The 20,940-nt window shown below is 36.7% G+C and carries 23 protein-coding genes; 13 read left to right on the top strand and 10 right to left on the bottom strand.

The window, feature by feature from the left end; genetic code table 11:
* Positions 1–71: 71 nt before the first annotated feature.
* Both AP75_RS04455 and AP75_RS04450 read right to left on the bottom strand, forming a co-directional pair.
* Positions 72–632, bottom strand: coding sequence for a SanA/YdcF family protein (locus AP75_RS04455; RefSeq protein WP_088263726.1), 561 nt, complete (start codon positions 630–632; stop codon positions 72–74).
* 76 nt (positions 633–708) lie between these two features.
* Entirely contained in the window at positions 709–1,833 is a 1,125-nt protein-coding gene (locus AP75_RS04450; RefSeq protein ID WP_088263698.1) for a 2Fe-2S iron-sulfur cluster-binding protein, read from the bottom strand.
* 31 nt (positions 1,834–1,864) lie between these two features.
* On the opposite strand from AP75_RS04450, the gene AP75_RS04445 reads away from it, so the two are divergent.
* From AP75_RS04445 to AP75_RS04400, 10 genes are all read left to right on the top strand, one after another.
* A complete protein-coding gene (locus AP75_RS04445) occupies positions 1,865–2,446 on the top strand; it encodes a TlpA family protein disulfide reductase (protein WP_031504319.1) in 582 nt (193 codons plus the stop codon).
* An 18-nt stretch (positions 2,447–2,464) separates the two neighbouring features.
* A complete protein-coding gene (locus tag AP75_RS04440; protein WP_088263697.1) occupies positions 2,465–3,433 on the top strand; it encodes an iron ABC transporter permease in 969 nt (322 codons plus the stop codon).
* Positions 3,434–3,455: 22 nt separating this feature from the next.
* Positions 3,456–4,379 (top strand): ABC transporter ATP-binding protein, encoded by a 924-nt coding sequence (locus AP75_RS04435; RefSeq protein WP_031504317.1) that lies wholly within the window; start codon positions 3,456–3,458, stop codon positions 4,377–4,379.
* Positions 4,380–4,543: 164 nt separating this feature from the next.
* On the top strand, positions 4,544–4,996 hold the full coding sequence (locus AP75_RS04430; RefSeq protein WP_031504315.1) for a MarR family winged helix-turn-helix transcriptional regulator: 453 nt from the start codon (positions 4,544–4,546) through the stop codon (positions 4,994–4,996).
* 5 nt (positions 4,997–5,001) lie between these two features.
* A complete protein-coding gene (locus AP75_RS04425) occupies positions 5,002–7,395 on the top strand; it encodes a 3-hydroxyacyl-CoA dehydrogenase NAD-binding domain-containing protein (RefSeq protein WP_031504313.1) in 2,394 nt (797 codons plus the stop codon).
* Positions 7,396–7,414: 19 nt separating this feature from the next.
* Complete coding sequence (locus tag AP75_RS04420; protein WP_031504311.1) at positions 7,415–8,596, top strand: acetyl-CoA C-acyltransferase; 1,182 nt, start codon at positions 7,415–7,417, stop codon at positions 8,594–8,596.
* Positions 8,597–8,629: 33 nt separating this feature from the next.
* The gene (locus tag AP75_RS04415) at positions 8,630–8,983 is read left to right on the top strand and encodes a four helix bundle protein (protein ID WP_031504309.1); all 354 of its coding nucleotides are present in this window, start codon (positions 8,630–8,632) and stop codon (positions 8,981–8,983) included.
* 58 nt (positions 8,984–9,041) lie between these two features.
* A complete protein-coding gene (locus tag AP75_RS04410; RefSeq protein WP_088263696.1) occupies positions 9,042–10,820 on the top strand; it encodes an acyl-CoA dehydrogenase family protein in 1,779 nt (592 codons plus the stop codon).
* 135 nt (positions 10,821–10,955) lie between these two features.
* The gene (locus AP75_RS04405; protein WP_088263695.1) at positions 10,956–11,141 is read left to right on the top strand and encodes a type II toxin-antitoxin system HicA family toxin; all 186 of its coding nucleotides are present in this window, start codon (positions 10,956–10,958) and stop codon (positions 11,139–11,141) included.
* Between the two features lie 38 nt (positions 11,142–11,179).
* The gene (locus AP75_RS04400; RefSeq protein ID WP_031504306.1) at positions 11,180–11,566 is read left to right on the top strand and encodes a type II toxin-antitoxin system HicB family antitoxin; all 387 of its coding nucleotides are present in this window, start codon (positions 11,180–11,182) and stop codon (positions 11,564–11,566) included.
* Positions 11,567–11,836: 270 nt separating this feature from the next.
* Here the strand turns inward: AP75_RS04400 and AP75_RS14225 are convergent, their stop codons facing one another.
* Positions 11,837–11,995, bottom strand: a complete 159-nt coding sequence (locus tag AP75_RS14225) for a helix-turn-helix domain-containing protein (protein ID WP_158212064.1) — start codon at positions 11,993–11,995, stop codon at positions 11,837–11,839.
* Between the two features lie 356 nt (positions 11,996–12,351).
* Here AP75_RS14225 and AP75_RS04390 point away from each other — a divergent pair, with 356 nt between their 5' ends.
* On the top strand, positions 12,352–14,610 hold the full coding sequence (locus AP75_RS04390; protein WP_088263694.1) for a cation:proton antiporter domain-containing protein: 2,259 nt from the start codon (positions 12,352–12,354) through the stop codon (positions 14,608–14,610).
* A gap of 3 nt (positions 14,611–14,613) precedes the next feature.
* On the top strand, positions 14,614–15,057 hold the full coding sequence (locus AP75_RS04385) for a phosphohydrolase (protein WP_031504303.1): 444 nt from the start codon (positions 14,614–14,616) through the stop codon (positions 15,055–15,057).
* Here AP75_RS04385 and rluF read toward each other — a convergent pair.
* From rluF to AP75_RS04360, 5 genes are all read right to left on the bottom strand, one after another.
* Entirely contained in the window at positions 15,054–15,776 is a 723-nt protein-coding gene (gene rluF / locus AP75_RS04380) for a 23S rRNA pseudouridine(2604) synthase RluF (RefSeq protein WP_031504301.1), read from the bottom strand. The two genes, AP75_RS04385 and rluF, sit on opposite strands and share 4 nt — an antisense overlap.
* 14 nt (positions 15,777–15,790) lie before the next feature.
* Complete coding sequence (truB, locus tag AP75_RS04375) at positions 15,791–16,492, bottom strand: tRNA pseudouridine(55) synthase TruB (RefSeq protein ID WP_031504299.1); 702 nt, start codon at positions 16,490–16,492, stop codon at positions 15,791–15,793.
* A gap of 123 nt (positions 16,493–16,615) precedes the next feature.
* Positions 16,616–17,428 (bottom strand): undecaprenyl-diphosphate phosphatase, encoded by an 813-nt coding sequence (locus tag AP75_RS04370; RefSeq protein WP_088263693.1) that lies wholly within the window; start codon positions 17,426–17,428, stop codon positions 16,616–16,618.
* 91 nt (positions 17,429–17,519) lie between these two features.
* The gene (locus AP75_RS04365) at positions 17,520–17,822 is read right to left on the bottom strand and encodes a DUF3098 domain-containing protein (protein ID WP_031504297.1); all 303 of its coding nucleotides are present in this window, start codon (positions 17,820–17,822) and stop codon (positions 17,520–17,522) included.
* Between the two features lie 2 nt (positions 17,823–17,824).
* Complete coding sequence (locus tag AP75_RS04360; RefSeq protein ID WP_088263692.1) at positions 17,825–18,724, bottom strand: cell division protein FtsX; 900 nt, start codon at positions 18,722–18,724, stop codon at positions 17,825–17,827.
* A gap of 131 nt (positions 18,725–18,855) precedes the next feature.
* On the opposite strand from AP75_RS04360, the gene rsmA reads away from it, so the two are divergent.
* The gene (rsmA, locus tag AP75_RS04355; RefSeq protein ID WP_088263691.1) at positions 18,856–19,623 is read left to right on the top strand and encodes a 16S rRNA (adenine(1518)-N(6)/adenine(1519)-N(6))-dimethyltransferase RsmA; all 768 of its coding nucleotides are present in this window, start codon (positions 18,856–18,858) and stop codon (positions 19,621–19,623) included.
* On the opposite strand, the gene AP75_RS04350 is transcribed toward rsmA, so the two are convergent.
* Together AP75_RS04350 and AP75_RS04345 are read right to left on the bottom strand one after the other, a co-directional pair.
* Positions 19,620–20,150: a DUF1003 domain-containing protein gene (locus AP75_RS04350; RefSeq protein WP_031502919.1), complete on the bottom strand. Its 531-nt coding sequence runs from the start codon at positions 20,148–20,150 to the stop codon at positions 19,620–19,622. The two genes, rsmA and AP75_RS04350, sit on opposite strands and share 4 nt — an antisense overlap.
* Before the next feature lie 25 nt (positions 20,151–20,175).
* Positions 20,176–20,940 carry a TIGR02757 family protein gene (locus AP75_RS04345; RefSeq protein ID WP_031502920.1) on the bottom strand — a complete coding sequence of 255 codons (765 nt, stop codon included), beginning with the start codon at positions 20,938–20,940 and terminating at the stop codon, positions 20,176–20,178.

Genomic DNA, 20,940 nt, shown 5'->3' with positions numbered 1-20,940 from the left:
TTATGCAAAGATAGAATTTTGCACGAATGATTCTGAATTTTATGGCAGGAATTTAACTTGAAAATTGAAAATTAAGTTCCTTTTTTCTCAATTCCAAGGAGATAATAAACCACCGCGCTTACGCGGGCCAAAAATTCCCGAGATTGGTTTCTGTAAAAACTTTGATTGCTGAAAACGTCCTGCGCATCGAATCCCAACGCATTCATATTATTGTTTCTTGCATAAAAAAGTGCCCGCAAATTGTGGAAACCTTGGGAAACAATTATGATGTCGTTTTTCTTGTAAATATTTTTGCAATTATTAATGCTAGCTTGCGTTTTGAAACCTTTCGGATCTTCGGTAATGATGTTTTCCGGAACACCTTCCTGATAAACGAGATAGTTTTTCATTGCAAAAGGTTCGTCGTAGCCTTGGCTTTTTTCGCCACTGACGATGATTTTTTTTATTTTTCCATGATGGTAAAGCAGTGCGGTTGCATCCATTCTTTTGGTAAAATAAGGATTCGAAACTCCGGATTTCATTCTAGGTGAGGTCCCTAAAACCAGCGCAGTTTCTCTTGGCGGAACTTTCGAAATTTTGGTAAAAGTTCGTCCGTTAGTTAATGCCACAACCCAAACATTCGCTAAAATCATCAGCAAAACGGTGATTTCAACAAGGATAAAAAAAGATTTTAATATTTCTAAAATTCTTTGCAAAAGTTGCTCGCTTTTATGTTAGATCAAAATTAACCTTTATTTTCTTGCTTAAAACAAAAGACATGCACGCCAAAATCTTTCCCGACTTTTCTTCTTTTTCCGTCAAATATTCATTTTCTAAAAGTTCTACCTCACCTTCTTCCAAAACACATTCGCAACTCCCACAAATTCCTGATTTACAAGAATATGGCAACGGAAAACGTTGAATTAATAATTGTTGCAAAAGTTTGGTTTTATTATTTTCCAGCTTTGTTGAATAATTTTTCCCGAAAAGTTTAAAATCCACCGAAATCTCTTCTACCAAAGGAAATTCTTTTTCGACAGGATAAATATCATCATTAAACTCTTCAAATAATTCAAAATGAATATTTTTCTTTGGAATTCCGTTGTTGTAGCACGCGTTCGCCAACGATTTAATCATCTCTCCTTTTCCGCAGATCAGCACTTCGTCAACTGCATCCCAAATGGTACTTTCCTCGTCGGTATCGTCTAAATGCAGAATTTGATTAATGATTAGCTTGAGTTTTTTTTCATCTAATCTTCCGTAAAACAGGTTGTCCGAGGTTTTTTCCTGCGAAAAGAAATAGAAAATCTGCAATCGGTCGCCATATTTTTTGGCCAAATCATCGAGTTCATCTTTAAAGGCGATTTCTTCCGATTTTCTGTTTCCATAGAACAAAAACAACCGTGTTCTGGGTTCCGTATGCAATAATTGTTTGAAATGGCTAATTAAAGGTGTAATGCCAATTCCACTGGCAAATCCAATGATGGTACGGAATTCATGCGGTTTCGATATCAACGTAAACCGGCCTTTTGGTTCAGAAATTTCTAATTCGTCACCGATTTCATAATTTTCAAAAAGTTCTTGCGTAGAACTTTCCTCACTATTGATTTTTATACCTAAAGAAATTTTTTCCTCGTAAGGCGCAGAAGTCATCGAAAAATCATTCTGAAAAACCTTACCTTTTGCCGGATATTTTATGGTAACATATTGCCCGGCTTCGAAGCGGTAATTCGATTTCAAAACCTCCGGAATTTCAAATTCCAATGAGAAAGTGTTTTTGGTCAGCTGACGCTTTTTCGTTAATTTTAGCCTGTGAAATTCGGCTTGCCGCACCTTAGGTGAAAGTTTTTCCATATCAATTATGATTCAAAAATATAAAAATAAAATGAATAAATTAATTTTAAGCATTCTGATTTTGGCAATGGTTTCCAGTTGCAAAAAAGAAACAAAAACCGACGAACTTACGGATAATTCCATCACTGATTCGGTAAAAACTCCGGAATCGAATGAAGTTTCAGAAACGGCAATTCCTTTCAAAAAAATAGAATTAACACCGGATGAAACGTCAAAGATGCTTGCAAAAAAAAATAATGATACTTTATATGTAACCAATTTTTTCGCTACATGGTGCGGACCTTGTATGGTTGAAATCCCGCATTTCAAAGAGAAAATGAAGGAATTGAAAGGTCAACCCGTGAAATTCACATTTGTCAGTTTGGATGCAAAAGAAGATTGGGATACGAAGGTAAAAGCTTTTGCAGAAGAAAATCATTTGTCAGAAAATATCGTTTTGGTGGATGGTGAACAACTGATTCCTGAATATTTCCACGCCAATTTTAAACAATGGGACGGCGGTTCAATTCCGTTTACTTTGCTGCGAAAAGGCGATAAAACCGATGAAACTGTCGGAATGATGAGCAAAGAAATGCTGAATGAAAAAATTTCTTCTTTCATGGTGTCCAAGTAAAAAATAAAGAAAATTCTATTGAAAACCGGTTTCAGGTTTATTTGTTTTCTCATTATTATCGGAATTTTTATTTCGGTAATCATCAACTTGAATATTGGTTTTATAAAACTTAATTTTTCCGATTTTTTCATTTCAAATTCAGAGAATTCACAGATAGCACAACTTCGTATTAATCGGGTTTTAGCAATGCTTTTGGCTGGAATTGCGATTCCAACTTCTGGTTTTTTGTTGCAGGAATATTTTCAAAATCCTTTGGCTGGACCTTCCGTTTTAGGAATTTCTTCCGTGGCGAGCTTAAGTGTTGCTTTTTATATTTTTTTCTCACAAAATTTGGTGCTTCCAGAGTTTTTGCAAAATAGTTTTCTCAGTATTTCTGCAATTGCGGGAAGCTTTTTGTTGATGCTGGTTTTGCTGGCTTTTTCCAATAAATTTCAAGATAAATCTTTCTTGATTATTTTTGGATTTTTGGTTTCTGCATTGGCAGGAGCTATCGTTTCTATCTTGCAGTTCTATGCGGAAAATCAAAGCCTTAAAAATTATATTTTATGGAGTTTTGGAGCGAATAATCAGGTTTCTACCAATCAAATTTTAATATTATCGTTGATTGTAATTTTCGGAATTTACCTAAGTTTCAAATCCATAAAACCATTGATTGGAAATGCTTTAGGAACCGCTTATGCACAAAGTTTAGGAGTAAATTTGAATCAATTGAAATATTTGGTCATCATTGCTTCATCCTTGTTTTCAGCTTCTGTTACGGCGTTTTTAGGACCGATTTTATTTATTGGAATTGTTGTTCCTCATTTTTGCAGAATGATTTATAATCCGGCAAAACTTTGGCAACAATGGATTTTGAATATGATTTTAGGAATTTTCATCATGGAATTTTTCTGTATTATTTCAGAACTTACGCAATTTCCTTTGAATGTTATCACCTCCCTTTTCGGAATTCCGGTGATTTTGATGATGATTATGAAGAAAAAATAAATTTCGCTTTTTAGTAAATAAAATGTTTTTACAATTAAAAAATACAACAATCGGTTACAAAACTCCTTTAATAAAAGGCGTTGATACATCGTTGGATTTGGGCGAAATTTGTTTACTAATCGGTAACAACGGCGTTGGAAAAACTACTTTAATTAAATCGATTCTCAATCAGATTCCAACTTTGAACGGAGAAATTGTCCTGCAAAATCAACCTTTAAAAAGACTTTCCCAGAAAAAAATCGCGGAACAAATTGCAGTGGTTTTTTCAAAATCTCAGGTTCCGGCGAATTTTACTTTGACCGATTTGGTCGCTCTCGGAAAATATATTCATTACCCATATTATTTCAATCTAAATAATTCTGATTTACAGGAAGTTGAAAAAATTATCGAAAGTTTAAATTTAACTCAATACAAAGACTTTCCTTTGCAAAAACTTTCAGATGGAAACCTTCAAAAGGCATTTATAGGAAGAGCTTTAGCGCAAAATTCTCCAATGATTATTCTTGATGAACCTACCACTCATCTCGATGAAGAAAATAAAATCATCATTTTAAAATTGCTGAGAAATTTAGCTAAAAATCACAACAAATTGATTCTCTTTTCTTCTCACGATTGGCGTTTGGCAAAGGAATTTTCGGACAAAATTTGGTTGGTAAATGATGGGAAGTTAGAAGCTGGAATTGCGGAAGAAATCCTCTTAAAACACAATGAATTGTTGAATCCTGAAGTTTTTCGTTTCAACGAAAATTTTGTTGCTCCACAGATTTTCGCACCACAATTGGAAAAGGAAATGCTGTATTCTTTTCTTCAAAAAAACTTTAGAAAAAACCTTTCTTCCCTAAAATTTGAATTTAATGATCCGTTTTGGGTGATTTCTATTGATGAAATTCAACGAAAATTCAATTCTTTTAAAGAGATTGCCGAATTCATTGCAAACCATGATTAATTCTACATTTTTGAATGATTAATTATTTACTATGCATGCATAGTATTATGCAAATCATATATTTTATTTAGCTGATAATCAAATACTTAATGAAAATACTGAAAATACTATGCATGCATAGTATTTCTTTTTTATATTTGTATAAATCACATCGAAAGATAAATATGGACCATAAAAATAATGAAAGAGTTGAGAATGTAGATCTCATTTTGAAGTCGACTTGGCTTGCTGTTTCGAAAATGTATTCGGAGCTAGCGCAAGATCATGATGCTACTGCAGTTCAAGCACTTACGCTTTTAAAAATCGATCCAAAAGAAGGAACCAGAAGTACGAATTTGGGACCGAAAATGGCGATTGAACCAACGTCTTTAACAAGAATTATCAAATTACTGGAAGACAATGGTTATATCTACAAAGAAAAAACTACCAATGATAAACGCGAAGTCATCATTAAACTAACCGACAAAGGATTGACCAGTAGGAATTTATCTAAAGAAGTTGTGGTAAACTTTAACAAAAAAGTAGTCGAAAAAATTTCTTCTGAAAAAATGGAAGTTTTCAAAGAAGTGATGTATGACATTTTAAAAATAGCAAACGAACTGAATAATAAAAAATAATCAATATGAAAAGACGAATAAAACACGTTACCGTTCTCGGTTCAGGAATTATGGGAAGCGGAATTGCAGCGCACTTTGCCAACATCGGCGTTGAAGTTCTCCTTCTTGATATCGTTCCTTTTGAATTGACGGAAGCTGAACAAAAAAAGGGACTTACCAAAGAAGACAAAATAGTGAGAAACAGAATCGCTACCGAAAGTTTGGCCAAATTGGTAAAATCAAGCCCTGCGCTGCTTTACAAAAAAGAATTTGCCGACAGAATTTCTGTAGGAAACTTTGATGATGATTTGCAAAAAATAAAAAACACAGATTGGATCATCGAAGTTGTGGTAGAAAGATTAGACATTAAAAAATCGGTCTACGAAAAAATCGAACAATTCCGCAAACCCGGAACTTTGGTTTCTTCTAATACTTCCGGTATTCCGATTAATATGCTCGTAGAAGGCAGAAGTGACGATTTTAAACATTATTTCGCTGGAACGCACTTCTTTAACCCGGTAAGATATTTACCACTTCTAGAAATTATTCCTACCAAACATACTGATGCTGAAATCGTGAAATTCTACATGGAATATGGCGCTAAATTCTTAGGAAAAACTACGGTTTTAGCAAAAGATACTCCAGCATTCATCGCAAACAGAATTGGAGTTTTCTCGATGATGAATTTACTTCACGAAGTGAAAAATTTAGGTTTAAATGTAACCGATATTGATAAATTAACCGGACCTGTTATCGGACGTCCAAAGTCGGCTACGTTCAGAACTGCGGATGTGGTTGGTTTGGATACTTTGGTTCATGTTGCTCAAGGTGTTGAAAAATCGGGTGTTGAAGCACAAAATTTCAATGATGTGTTTAAGTTGCCGGAATACATCCAAGAAATGGTAGACAACAAATGGTTAGGTGCTAAAACTGAACAAGGATTCTACAAAAAAGTAAAAAATGCTGAAGGAAAATCTGAAATCCATGGTCTGAATCTAGACACGATGGAATATGAACTTCAGGGTAAATCCAGCTTCCCTACTCTTGAGCTAACCAAAAACATCGATAAGCCGATAGACAGATTCAAAGTTTTAATTGGTGGCAAAGACAAAGCTGGCGAATTGTACAGAAAATCTCTGGGTGCTCTTTTCGCTTATGTTTCACATAAAATCCCTGAAATTTCAGACGAGTTGTACAAAGTTGATGATGCCATGAAAGCTGGTTTCGGTTGGGAAAACGGTCCTTTCGAAATTTGGGACGCTGTTGGTGTTCAAAAAGGTATCGAACTCGCTAAAGAAGCCGGATATGAAGTATCTGATTGGGTGAAATCGGTAACAAGTTTCTATAAAGTTAATGATGAAGGTCAAAGTATTTTCTTCGATCAAAATTCTGGAAATTATAACAACATTCCTGGTCAAGAAGCCTTCATTATCCTTGATAATATTAGAAAAAATAAAACCTTGTGGAGCAATTCTGGTTCTGCAATCCAGGATTTAGGAGACGGAATCATCAATTTCGAGATTCGTTCAAAAATGAATTCTCTAGGTGGTGAAGTTCTGGATGGATTAAACAGAGCCATCGACTTGGCAGAAAAAGAACACGATGGTTTAGTAATCGGAAATCAAGGCGCTAATTTCTCTGTCGGAGCTAATTTAGCCATGATTTTGATGATGGCCATCGAGCAAGATTGGGACGATTTGAATATGGCAATTGCGTACTTCCAAAAATCGATGATGAGAGTTCGCTACTCCTCTATTCCTGTAGTTGTTGCTCCTCACGGAATGACTTTAGGTGGTGGTTGCGAAATGACCATGCACGCTGATAAAGTAGTGGCTGCTGCTGAAACTTACATCGGTTTAGTAGAAACCGGAGTGGGTGTAATTCCTGGAGGTGGTGGAACTAAAGAATTTGCGATCAGAACTTCAAAAGAATTCCACAGTGATGATGTTAAAAACAACCGTCTTCGCGATGCTTTCATGAATATCGCGATGGGTAAAGTGGCAACTTCCGCTTACGAAGCTTATGATATGGGAATTTTGGAAAATCATAAAGACATCGTTGTGGTAAACAAAAACACCCAGATTCTTGAAGCAAAAAAAGTAGCAAAACTAATGGCAGAAAAAGGTTACACGCAACCAATTCAGCAAAAAGTAAAAGTTTTGGGTAAAGATGCACTTGGGATGTTCTATGTAGGAACGGACCAAATGGTAGCTGGGAATTTCATATCGGAACACGATAAATTAATCGCTGATAAACTTGCAAATGTTTTAGTAGGTGGAAATCTTTCGGAACCAACCGTAGTTACCGAACAATATCTTTTGAACCTCGAAAGAGAAACTTTCCTTCAATTGTGTGGTGAGAGAAAAACATTAGAAAGAATTCAGTACATGCTACAAAACGGAAAACCACTTCGAAACTAATAATTAAAATTTACAACAAATGTCAAGACAAGCATATATAATAAAAGGATTCAGAACTGCCGTGGGAAAAGCCCCGAAAGGATCGCTCCGTTTCACCCGTCCAGATGTGATGGCGGCAACCGTAATCGAAAAACTAATGGCTGCAGTTCCACAACTCGATAAAGACAGAATCGACGATTTGATCGTAGGAAACGCAATGCCGGAAGCGGAACAAGGTCTAAATGTTGCCCGTTTAATTTCATTAATGGGTTTAAATACCGACAAAGTTCCTGGTGTTACTGTGAACAGATATTGCGCATCAGGTTCGGAAGCGATTGCAATTGCTTCTGCAAAAATCCAAGCTGGAATGGCAGATTGCATCATCGCAGGAGGTACAGAATCCATGTCATACATTCCGATGGGTGGCTACAAACCGGTTCCGGAAACCGAAGTCGCAAAAACCAATCCCGATTATTATTGGGGAATGGGTTATACAGCGGAAGAAGTTGCAAAACAATACAATATTTCCAGAGAAGAGCAAGATCAATTTGCTTTAGAATCGCATTTGAAAGCTTTAAAAGCTAATGAAACCGGCGCTTTCAAAAACCAAATTGTATCCATTCCGGTTGAGTATAATTTCCTTGATGAGAATCAAAAAATCCAAACCAAAAAATTCGATTTCTCAGTAGATGAAGGTCCAAGAGCAGACACTTCTTTGGAAGGTTTAGCAAAACTTCGTCCGGTTTTCGCAAACGGTGGAAGCGTTACCGCCGGAAATTCCTCGCAAATGAGTGATGGAGCCGCTTTCGTAATCGTGATGAGCGAAGATATGGTGAAAGAATTAGGTTTGGAACCTGAAGCAAGATTAGTTGCTTATGCGGCTGCTGGTTTGGAGCCAAGAATTATGGGAATGGGACCTGTTTATGCTATTCCTAAAGCTTTAAAACAAGCTGGTTTAGAACTAAAAGACATCGATTTGATCGAACTTAACGAAGCTTTTGCCTCTCAATCTGTTGCCATTAAAAAAGAATTAGGATTAAATCCTGATATCTTAAATGTAAATGGTGGCGCAATCGCACTCGGACATCCACTGGGTTGTACAGGAACGAAATTAACCGTTCAACTTCTTGATGAAATGAGAAAACGTGGCAACAAATATGGAATGGTTACTATGTGCGTAGGAACAGGACAAGGCGCTGCTTCGATATTTGAGTTACTATAGAAGAAAGAGCAAAGAAAAAAGAATAAAGACTTCATGAAACATAACTTTAAAAACCTGAATATTTGGAACTTATCCATTAGTTTGGCTAATGACATTTACCCGGTGACAGAAATGTTTCCTAAAACTGAAGATTTTGGCTTGAAATCTCAAATTAGAAGATGTGCTGTTTCTATTGCATCCAACATTGCAGAAGGCTCCAGTAGATCATCAAATAAAGATTTCTCCAGGTTTCTCGAAATAAGTATGGGCTCTTTATTCGAACTTCAAACTCAATTAATTATATCAAAAAATAGAAATTTTATAGAAGAGGAAATTGCAAATGATCTAGATATTAAAATCGTCGATTTGCAAAAAATGATTTCAGGTTTCCAAAAAACACTTTTGTAAGTCTTTGTTCTTTCCTCTTTTTTCTTTTATCAAAAAAAAAATTTAAACTCTAAAAATAATGGCCAATACACTTAAAGGCGGCGAATTCATCATCAAAGATATTCCTGCAAAAGAAATCTTCACTTTGGAAGAAATCAGCGAGGAGCAAAAAATGCTTCGCGAATCCATCAAAGAATTTATCGATAAAGAAGTGGTTCCTCACCGCGAACGTTTCGAACACAAAGATTATGCATTAACTGAAGAAGTGATGCGCAAATTAGGTGAAATGGGTGTTCTTGGCGTTGCTGTTCCAGAGGAATATGGCGGTTTGGGAATGGGATTCATCACCACAATGCTTGCCTGCGACATGGCTTCCGGAGCCAATGGTTCTGTAGCAACTGCTTACGGCGCACACACCGGAATCGGAACTTTGCCGATTTTGCTTTACGGAAATGAAGAACAAAAGAAAAAATACCTTCCAGATTTAGCTGCCGGAACCAAATTTGGCGCTTATTGTCTTACTGAACCAGATGCAGGTTCCGATGCAAACTCCGGAAAAACAAAAGCAAGACTTTCCGAAGATGGGAAACATTACATCATCAACGGACAGAAAATGTGGATTTCCAATGCCGGTTTTGCTGATACTTTTACTTTTTTTGCAAAAATTGATGATGATAAAAACATTACAGGTTTCGTCATTAACCGTTCGGAATTGGAAAATCCTGAAAGTATGACTTTCGGTGAGGAAGAACACAAACTGGGAATCCGCTCCTCTTCTACCCGACAGGTTTTCTTCAACGATATGAAAGTTCCTGTAGAAAATCTTTTAGGTGAAAGAAACAACGGTTTCAAAATCGCTTTGAACGCATTGAACGTTGGTAGAATTAAATTAGCTGCCGCAAACCTTGACGGACAAAGAAGAATTCTTGCTTATGCTACCCAATATGCCAACGAAAGAAAACAATTTGGCGTTGCAATTTCAACTTTCGGAGCAATCAGAAAGAAACTTGCTGAAATGGCGACCGGAATTTTTGTTTCCGAAGCTGGATCTTACAGAGCTGCCAAAGATATTCAAGATAAGATTGATGAATTAATCGCTGGCGGAATGAATCATCAAGAAGCGGAATTGAAAGGTGTGGAAGAATTCGCAGTAGAATGTTCGATCCTAAAAGTTTTCGTATCCGATTTAACCCAAAATACCGCAGACGAAGGAATCCAAATCTACGGTGGAATGGGCTTCTCCGAAGATGCTCCTATGGAAGCAGCTTGGAGAGATTCCCGAATTGCAAGAATCTACGAAGGAACCAACGAAATCAACCGTCTATTAGCGGTAGGAATGCTCATCAAAAAAACAATGAAAGGCGAAATCGATCTTTTGAAACCTGCGATGGCAGTTGGAAAAGAATTGATGGGAATTCCTTCTTTCGATGTGCCAGATTATTCTGAATTCATGAGCGAAGAAAAGGCAGTAATTGCCAATTTGAAAAAAGTTTTCTTAATGGTTTCCGGAGCTGCACTACAGAAATACATGATGGAAATCGAGAAGCAACAACATTTATTGTTGAATGCTTCCGAAATCTTGAACCAAATTTACATGGCGGAATCTGCAGTTTTAAGAGCTGAAAAACATTTTGCAGCAGATTCTGTGGAAGCGGCAATGGCTCAACTGAACCTTTACAAAGCAGTAGAAAAAATCATCGTAGCGGCTAAAGAGGGAATCATTTCTTTCGCAGAAGGCGATGAACAAAGAATGATGCTTTCCGGTCTTAGAAGATTCACCAAATACGCGAATCAACCAAACGTAATTGCACTTACTGAAAAAGTAGCTGCTCATTTCGTAGAGAAAGGTCATTACTAAAATTAGTTTTGAATAATAGTAAAACGCCTCGGGAAACTGGGGCGTTTTTTTGATGGCTAAAAAGTAAATAATAAATTACTTTTTTATTTGGAATAGAGTAAACAATTATATACTTTTGTATAACAAATTCAAGGGATGAAAACGAGTGAATTGTTACGAAAACTCTCAAAAGCTGGCTGTTACATGGTAAGACAAGGAAAAGGCAGCCATGAAATTTGGTTCAGCCCGATTACCGGAAAAGAATTCGTTGTCCCAAATCACGGTTCACAAGAAATTGGAAAAGGACTTGAAATAAAAATTAAAAGAACAGCAGGAATTTAAATTCAGAAAATGCTGTAACACACTTAAATCTTAAAAAAATGAAAAATTATAAATTCGTAGTAGAAAGAACTCAAACTGGTTTTTCCGCATTTGCCGAAGATGAAAATTTACCTGTATTTACCACAGGCAAAGACTTTGAAGAAATAAAAACAAATATCCTCGAAGCGCTTAATTTATACCTGGAACATGCCGGAAAAAAAGCTGCAACTGCCGAAAATATTATCACAAAACTAGACTTGCCGAGTTTCTTTGAGTTTTATTCGATTATCAATGCAAAAGCGCTAAGCAAACGCATTAATATGAACGAATCGCTACTGTCTCAATATGTGAACGGCAAAAAGGAGCCCTCCGAAAAGCAAATCCAAAAAATCCTAACCGGTATCAAAGATTTAGGAAAAGAATTGATGCAGTTAGAAATCGCCTAATCTCCGTACAAAAATTCCAAAAACATAACCGAACCGAGAGGTTGCAACATCATTCAACCCCGCTCCCTCTCGAATCCTTTCCCGTGGAATCCTATCAAAAACTCACCTCTTCAACAATCCCCTCAAAATCTCCACTTCTTTTTCCAGTTCAAGCAGTTTTTCATTGGGTTTTACAGGGAAATTCGGGGGATAACTGCTGATTAAATCCGACAGCAAATCATAATTTAACGCCATCGACAATTTCCAGATAATCCCAAACTGCAGCGATGGCTACCGAAAATAAGCGTGAACAGTACTTGTATTTACCCCAATTCGCCTTGCCGCTTCGGGCGGTGAAACATGCAGTTCCATAAGTTTTCGGCGAATAAACTTCCCAACATGCGGATAAGGATGGGCTCCGGGTTTCAAATAAGTGTGTGTTGGAAACATAATTCATTGGTTTTATGAGGATTAAAATTAATAAATTTTAGTTTCACATAACAAAATATATGCTTAAGAATAATCTTATTTAGTCTTAGACTATAAATTATTAGTTTAAAACTACAACTTTTTAGTTTAAGACTATATATTTTAAGCTTAAGACTATAATCTTTAAGCTTAAGACTCAATATTTTTAGTCTTAAATTTAAATTTTTCTGTCTTATACATATATAGATATTCTTTAAGGATATATTTTTTGCTCCATTACGTTTTGTGAATAAAAAACGACATTAAATTAATGAAGAAAGACTTTGATAAATTGAGCCAAAACATTATTTTTGAGGGAAAACTAAGAAATACGCAGGATGGGACATTTACCAAAGCTTATTGAAGATTTAGCATTGATATTAATTGTTGCCGCATTTGTCGTTCTTATTTTCCGGAAAATCAAGCAACCGCTGGTTTTGGGATACATCATTGCTGGCTTTTTGGTAAGTCCGAATTTCAAAATTTTTCCATCTATTGCCGATAGCGAAAACATCAAAACCCTTGCAGAAATCGGGGTAATTTTCCTCCTTTTCAGTCTGGGGTTGGAGTTCAGTTTCAAGAAACTGATGAATGTTGGCGGATCGGCTTCTGTTACTGCATTTATAGAAATTATTTTCATCACTGTTGCAGGATATTTCACCGGTAAATTATTGGGTTGGAGCACCATGGATAGTATGTTTCTCGGTGGGATGCTTGCGAGTTCATCGACTACGATTATCATTCGCGCCTTCGATGAGTTGGGCGTGAAGACGAAAAATTTTGCTAAAACTGTTTTCGGAGTACTCGTGGTGGAGGATATTGTAGTAATCCTATTAATGGTTTTGCTTTCAACGATAGCGGTTACCAAAGAATTTGAAGGAATCCAAATCCTTTTTACCGTTGCAAAATTACTGTTCTTCCTGGGTCTTTGGTTTTTGTTGGGAATCTTCTTATTACCCACTTTTTTAAAAAAAATTAAACACCTTGTTGACGAGGAAATCCTGCTGATTTTATCGATAGGTTTGTGTCTTGGGATGGTTTTGTTGGCAACTAACGTAGGTTTCTCGGCCGAATTGGGTGCGTTTGTAATGGGATCTATTATCGCCGAAACTACCCTTGCGGAAAAGGTAGAACATACTTTGAAACCGGTGAAAGACCTTTTCGGAGCAGTATTTTTCGTTTCTGTGGGTATGATGATTAATTATGATGCGATGATCACCTACGCATGGCCAATTTTAATTGTCACACTACTCACTTTGTTCGGCAAAATGGTGAGTTCTACATTGGGAGCGCTTATTTCCGGGCAACCCCTGAAACAATCGGTACAAGTGGGAATGAGCATGGCACAAATTGGGGAGTTTGCTTTCATTGTTGCGACTTTAGGTTTGTCTTTGGGCGTAATTTCAGATTTTCTTTTCCCTGTCGCAGTGGGAGTTTCTGCGATTACCACGTTCACAACTCCTTATTTAATCAAGTTTTCCGAACCGTTTTATAATTGGTTGGTAAAGGTAATTCCGCCGAAATATCTTGCAAAAATTAACAAATATTCTGCGAATACCCAAAGCATTCAGGCCGAAAACAGTTGGCAAACAATTCTGAAAAGCTACGGTAGAATCATCGTAATCAACGGAATTATCATTATCGCAGTATATCTGTTGTTTTCGAATTTTATCATTCCTACCATCAATGAAAATCTGGAGAGCAATGATATTAAAAACATTATCGGTAACGCACTTCCGATTCTATTTATCCTTCCATTTTTATGGGCTTTAATGGCGAAAAGGCCAAGTTCTGGTTCGTACAAAGAACTTTGGACCAAAACAAAATACAATCGTGGTCCTTTATTAATCATCGAAATTGCCAGATTTGTGCTTGGAATAGCTTTTCTAGGATTTTTTCTCGATCGTTTTGCTTCTACCCAAATTTCTTTCTTCATCACCATTCCTGTTGCGTTGATTCTTATCATTTTCTTCTCCAAAAAACTGAACCGTTTTTACAATAGACTCGAAAAAAGATTCATCAGTAATCTGAACGACAGATCAGAAAAATCTGATCCGGATGCGGTCACCAGATTAGCAGGAAAAACTGATGGCATGAGCAATCTTGCTGCTTGGGACGTGCACATCATCGAACTGGAAGTAAATCCGCTGGCGGATTATATTGGTAAAAATCTTAATGAATTACAATGGCGCGAAAAATACGGGATAAACATTGGCTACATTCGTCGCGGTGAAAAATTGATTCATACGCCCGACCGAAATCAGATTTTGATGCCTTATGATAAAGTCGGAATTATCGCAACCGATGATCAGTTCCAAATTTTTAAATTTATATTTGATAGCCGAGAACTTGTTCCAGAGCAAAATACAGATCATATTAAATTGGGTAAAATCCTGATCAATCATCATTCGCCCGCGAAAGGTTTATCCATCCGTGAATCCGGAATCCGGGATAAAACAGATGGCTTAGTAATTGCCATCCGACGAGGCGATGAAAGAATCCTAAATCCCGATTCTTCAGAAATTTTGCAAGTTGACGATATTGTTTGGGTAGTTGGAAACGGTAAAAAGATTGAAAAACTTAATGTAGAAATATAAAAGATGAGCAAAGAAGAACTGCTGAATAAGGCGATTAAAATAGCTGATCGAGCGCACAAAGGACAAACCGACAAATTTGGAACTCCTTATATTGGGCATGTGATGCGGGTGATGAGCTACGGAAAAACTTATGACGAAAAAATCGTGGGTGTTCTGCATGATGTGATTGAAGATTGCCCGGAAATCACTTACGATTTTCTTTTAGAACAAGGTTTTCCCAATGATATCGTATTTGCGATTGAATGCCTTACCAAGAAACCTTCGGACCAAAATTACACAGAATTTATCAGACAAACCGAGCGTTCCGCCTTAGCAGTTTCGGTGAAACTCAATGATTTAAGAGACAATATGGATTTGACGAGATTTACAAAACCGTTAACTGAAAAAGATGCCAAAAGATTGAACAAATATTTAATGGCTTATCTCTATTTAAAGGAAAAATATTAATCGGCAACTTTCTCGGAATCACCGAGTAATTCGTTCAGTTCGGTCATTTCGGATTTGGTTAAATCACGCCATTTACCGATGGGCAAATCGAGTTTGATGTTCATAATTCTGATTCGTTTCAGCTTCTTCACTTCATACCCCAAATATTCGCACATTCTGCGGATTTGTCGGTTCAGCCCTTGGGTTAAAATAATTCTGAACGATAAAGTATCGATCTGTTCCACTTCACATTTATTCGTGATAACGCCTAAAATAGGAACTCCGTTTCGCATTTTATGGAGGAATTGCGGCGTGATAGGTTTATCGACTCGCACGATATATTCTTTCTCGTGGTTGTTTCTGGCGCGAAGAATTTTGTTCACAATATCACCATCAGAAGTCAATAAAATAAGACCTTCACTAGGTTTATCTAATCTTCCGACCGGGAAAATTCTTTTCGCATGGTTCACGAACTCGACAATATTGTTTTTTTCGCGTTTAGTATCGGTGGTACATACGATTCCAACCGGCTTGTTCAGGGCGATATACACGTGTTCTTCTTCGGTTTTTCGGATCGAAATACCATCAACCAAGATTTCGTCTTCATCGGAAACTTTCGTGCCCAATTCTGGCGCTGCGCCATTTACCGTGATTCTTCCCTGCTCCAACATTCGGTCGGCTTCCCGACGCGAACAGAATCCAACTTCCGAAAGATATTTATTGATACGTGTTTTTTCCATGATGATGAATATTATTAAAGGCCATCGGAAAATCTGAAATCATTTTCCAAATACTGTGTTGAAGCATTTTCTATGGAGTAATCTCCGATTTTTGTTCGTCGTAAATTGGTGAGATATGCTCCAACACCCAATTCCTGACCAATATCGTGCGCTAGACTTCGGATATAAGTACCTTTCGAACAACCAACGGTAAAGCGTACAAATGGTAAATCAATTTCGATATTATTGAGGTAATGAATCGTGGTTTTCCTTGATTTCATTTCGACTTCTTTTCCGGCTCTGGCAAGATCATACGCGCGGTTTCCATCGATTTTTATAGCGGAGAAAACCGGAGGTTTTTGTTCGATTTCTCCAAGGAATTTTTCTAAAGTTTCTTTGATAAATTCTTCTGAAATATGTGAAAAATCTTGATGCAGTATTTCTGGTTTTTCGGTGTCGTAAGATTCGGTTTGTACGCCGATTTTAATTTCAGTTAAATATTCTTTTGGCGCATCCTGAATTTCCGGGATTTTCTTGGTGAATTTTCCGGTACAAACTATTAAAAGTCCTGTTGCGCGAGGATCCAAAGTTCCTGCGTGACCAATTTTGAATTTCTTCGGAAGATTGAATTCGTTTTTGAGTTTATATTTGAGTTTATTCACGGCCTGAAAACTCGTCCAGTCCAGAGGTTTGTCGAGTAAAATGATTTGTCCTTCTAAGAAATCCTGATTGGTCATTTTGATAAACTATTGTTGAAAAAAATCCCGAAACCGCAGCCCGACCTGAGTGGAGCTCTTTTCGCCGCAACGAAGTGAAGGCGAAAAAGCGGGAACGGAGGGCGGATAAAGCTGCCCAAAAAATTATGCAAATTGTGTAAAATAAATCAACAAAACGATTCCAACGATGATTCGGTACCAACCCCACGGTTTGAAACCATATTTTGTTAAAACTCCTATGAAAAACTTGATTGCGATCACCGCAACCACGAATGCTACGACGTTTCCGACTAAAAATAACATTAGATTATCTCCTTGCATCAGCATTTCGTAGCCTTTTTGTTCTAATCCATTGTGGTTCCAATCTTTCAGGAAAATCGAATAAGTGGTTACCGCCAACATGGTAGGAACCGCGAGGAAAAATGAAAATTCTGCGGCTGCTTTTCGGGTGAGTTTTTGCTGCATTCCCCCGATGATGGAAGCGGCACTTCTGCTGGTTCCGGGCATCATCGCAAGACATTGCCAAAAGCCAATAATAATCGCACTTTTGTAGGAAATATCTTTCTCATCATCAACGATTGGCGTTTTGAATAATTTATCGATAAAGAGCAAAACTACTCCACCCAAAATGAGTACAATCGCGATGGGAACGGGATCGCCGAGAACAGCTTCAATTTTGTCATCAAATAGTTTTCCTAAAACCAAAGCCGGAACTACTGCAACCGCAAGTTTTAAATAAAAATTAATGTTTTTAAAATCGAAAAATTTTTTCCAATATAAAAAAACTACCGCCAGAATTGCCCCAAACTGAATGGAAACCTGAAACATTTTCACAAATTCATCTTCCTGAATTCCGAAAAGTGAGCTGGTGAAAATCATGTGTGCGGTGGATGAAACTGGAAGATATTCGGTTAATCCTTCGATAATGGCAATGATGATTGCTTTAATTAAATCCATTTTAAGGGAGTTGTTTTATTAAAAAAAACTTTGTCAAAGCGCACCTTAAGTAAATATTGCTTTGACAAAGTTTGTTTATAAGAGATTAAATTTATTTGTTTCTTTTCAAAATCGCATAAACTTCTACGGCAAAACCGGCGATTACCAAAAGCGGCGCAATGCGGATTCTGCGAATGGAGAAAATGTCTTCGTTCCAGGAATTGGGATCGTATTTCCCATCTACGGTATTGGCATCAGCTCCCATCATCAATAGAAAACCTACAATAATTAGCGCCAAACCAATCAGCATCCATTTATAGTTTTCTTTGCCGAAATAGAAACTATTTTCCTGAGAAACTTCTACTTCTTTTTGTCCGATATGATCAGCGGAGAAATTTTTATATTTTTTTGCCATTTTTAAGAATAATATAAGTCATCAACATTCGATCTTAAGAATCTCCAAGTTGCGAAAATTGTACTGATTACGGTAATAAGAACACCTAGAAGGAAAATGCCGACCACCAAAATAATCAACTGATTATTGTCTTGGGCAAATGGAGTTCCGATTTCGGTGATGAAATAATACCAAGCTCCGAAAAGGACTGCCAAACCAAGGACTGCACCGATGATTCCTAATATTACAGCTTCTTTGATAAACGGCTTTAAGATAAATCTGCGTTTGGCTCCAACCAACTGCATCGTCTTGATAATAAATCGTTTAGAGAATATTTTCAGCCTGATTGAATTGTTGATAAGGACCACTGCCAAAATCAAAAACAAGATCGAAAATCCTAAAATCCACTTCAAAATATTATTGAGATTATTATAAACTTCGACCATTAAAGTGCTGTTGTTTTTCACATCTACAATTCCTGGTGTAGCTTTGATTTGTTTAATGGCTTCATCGATTTTTACAGGATCTACATATTCAGGTCTCAATGCGATTTCCACTGATGACGGGAAAATATTCTCTTCGAAAAGTGCGCTGCTTTCAATTCCCATACTTTTTTTAGCTTCTTGAGCAGCCATTTCTCGACTGATATAAGTTGCGCGTTTCACGGGAGTTAAACCTTGAATTTTCTTGAAAGCTTCAGCTTCTCTTTTTACAATTTTTACTGAATCTTTAGCATCATAATTTTCATCAAAATAAGCATTCACTACCAATTGTTCCTTGATATAATCGGAATATTTTTGAGCATTGATGAGGATTAGCCCCATTAATCCTAATAAAAATAATACCAGCGCAATACTAATCACTACCGTAATATTGCTTGAGCGAAGCCGTCTCTTGTTAAAATCTTCAACTGTCTTTGCCATTAAATAAAAAATTTCTGCTAAAATAGAAAAAAACTTCCGTAATTTGCGGAGAATCCTAGAAAATCGGTGTTAAAAAAAACATAAAGGAAATCTTCCGCACACCGCATTTACATTAATTGAATATTGAATTTATGAGCGTTAGAGCAAAAAAACATCTCGGTCAACATTTTCTCACAGACGAAAATATTGCACAGAAAATCGTAGAAGGATTGAGTTTGGAAAATTATAAGAAAATTCTGGAAGTTGGTCCGGGAATGGGTGTTCTCACCAAATATCTTTTGGAGAAAGATGCTGAAGTTTTCGTGGCAGAAATCGATGCGGAATCTGTCGATTATTTGAAAAACCACTATCCAAAATTGCAGGAAAACCATTTCACTGGCGATTTCCTGAAAATCAACATTGCGGAAACCTTTGGTGATCAGGTTGCGGTTATTGGGAATTTTCCTTACAATATTTCGTCTCAAATTTTATTTAAAATTATCGACTTCTACGAAAATGTACCGGAAATGGTCGGAATGTTTCAGAAAGAAGTTGCGGAAAGAACAGCAGCGGTTCCGCGAACCAAAGATTACGGAATTTTATCGGTTTTGGTACAGGCGCTTTATGACGTGAAATATTTATTTACTGTTCACGAAAATGTCTTCAATCCGCCTCCAAAAGTAAAATCCGGTGTTATTCGATTAACCCGAAACCCTAAATCCGGATTGGCAGGAAACGAAATTCTGTTCAAGCAAATCGTAAAAGCAGGTTTTAATCAAAGACGAAAAAAACTCTCCAATTCTTTAAAGGTTTTAGAAATTCCGGAATCGCTGAAAAATCATCCTTTTTTGGATAAGCGGGCGGAAGAACTTTCGGTTGAAGATTTTATATCATTTACCCAGGAATGGAAAAACGCCTAATTTTCTGGCGTTTTTTGTTCTGTATTTTCATCATTTTTTTTCAAATCTTCGAGTTGTTCTTGCAGATTTGAAATTACACCCCGAAGTGCTTTGATATCGTTTTTGTTGGACGAAACATTGCTTTTTAGCATCACATTTCTTGCTTTTTCGATGTGGTCGTCCTCATCTTCATCTTCGGCAATATCTTCGATATCTTCCTGGATATCATCAATATCTTCACTGATTTCCTCAATATCATCTTGGATTTCTTCGATGTCTTCTCGGATATCTTCAATATGTTCGTGGCTTCGATTGACCGACATTTGAATGAAAATTGAAAAATAAATTGCTTCCAAAGACAAAACTGTCGTAAGTACCAAAAGCATTTTATCCAACGAAACTATCCCAAAAATCGGCAATAGAAATGCTGTGATAAAAACCAACGTATGTGCGACGAGTGAAGGAACAGAACCGATCCACCACATAATTTTATCTGTCACTTTCTCAAGGAACAGAATATTTCTTTCTCTTAATTCTTTTCGGCTCATATTTTTTAAATTTATGCAAAATTACTTAAAAATCTTTCGAAACACCTAAACCAAACAAGGCAAAGTCATATTTCGCGGGATCTTCCGCATTAAGTTTCCGTAATATCAAGTCCAATTCTTCCACGGTTTTCCAATCATTTTGTTTTCTTTGAAGTAAATTTAGTTTTCTTGAAATATTTCCCGTATGTACATCCAAAGGAATGGAAAGATATTTCTGATCCAGGTTTTCCCAAATCCCGAAATCGACTCCTTTCTTGTCTTTCCGCACCATCCAACGGAGGAACATCATTAATCTTTTCGCAGAAGAATTTTTATACGTTGAACTTACGTGTTTATGGCTTCTATGAATCGTTTCACCAAGAAACTGACTTCTGAATCGTTCCAAAGCGTAGTAAAAATTATGCTCATTTTCTTTCATTAAAAACAAATTTTCCAAGCTGTCATTTTCCTGATAAATTCTCTTCAAATTCAAAATAAATTCCCGAAAATCTTCTCCGGTGAAAGTTCTGTGAATGCTTTTTCCTTCAAGAAGATCCAAATCTTTCCGTGTAGCATTTTTCACAAAATCGAAAGGAGAATGATCCATAAAACTCATCATTTTTTCGGCATCATTGATGATCGATTTTCGGTTTCCCCAAGAAATGGTTGCCGCCAAAAATCCTGCGATTTCGATGTCTTGTTTAGAAGAAAAACCGTGCGGAATCTGAATTGGATCCTGTTCGATAAACTCCGGATTGTTGTAGAAATCGGCTTTTTCGTCGAGGAAAATTTTTAATTCATCAAAATTCAT

It is taken from the genome of Kaistella haifensis DSM 19056 (assembly GCF_000735695.2).
Classification (GTDB): Bacteria; Bacteroidota; Bacteroidia; order Flavobacteriales; family Weeksellaceae; genus Kaistella; species Kaistella haifensis.
This window is presented reverse-complemented; position numbering and strand designations above follow the sequence as displayed.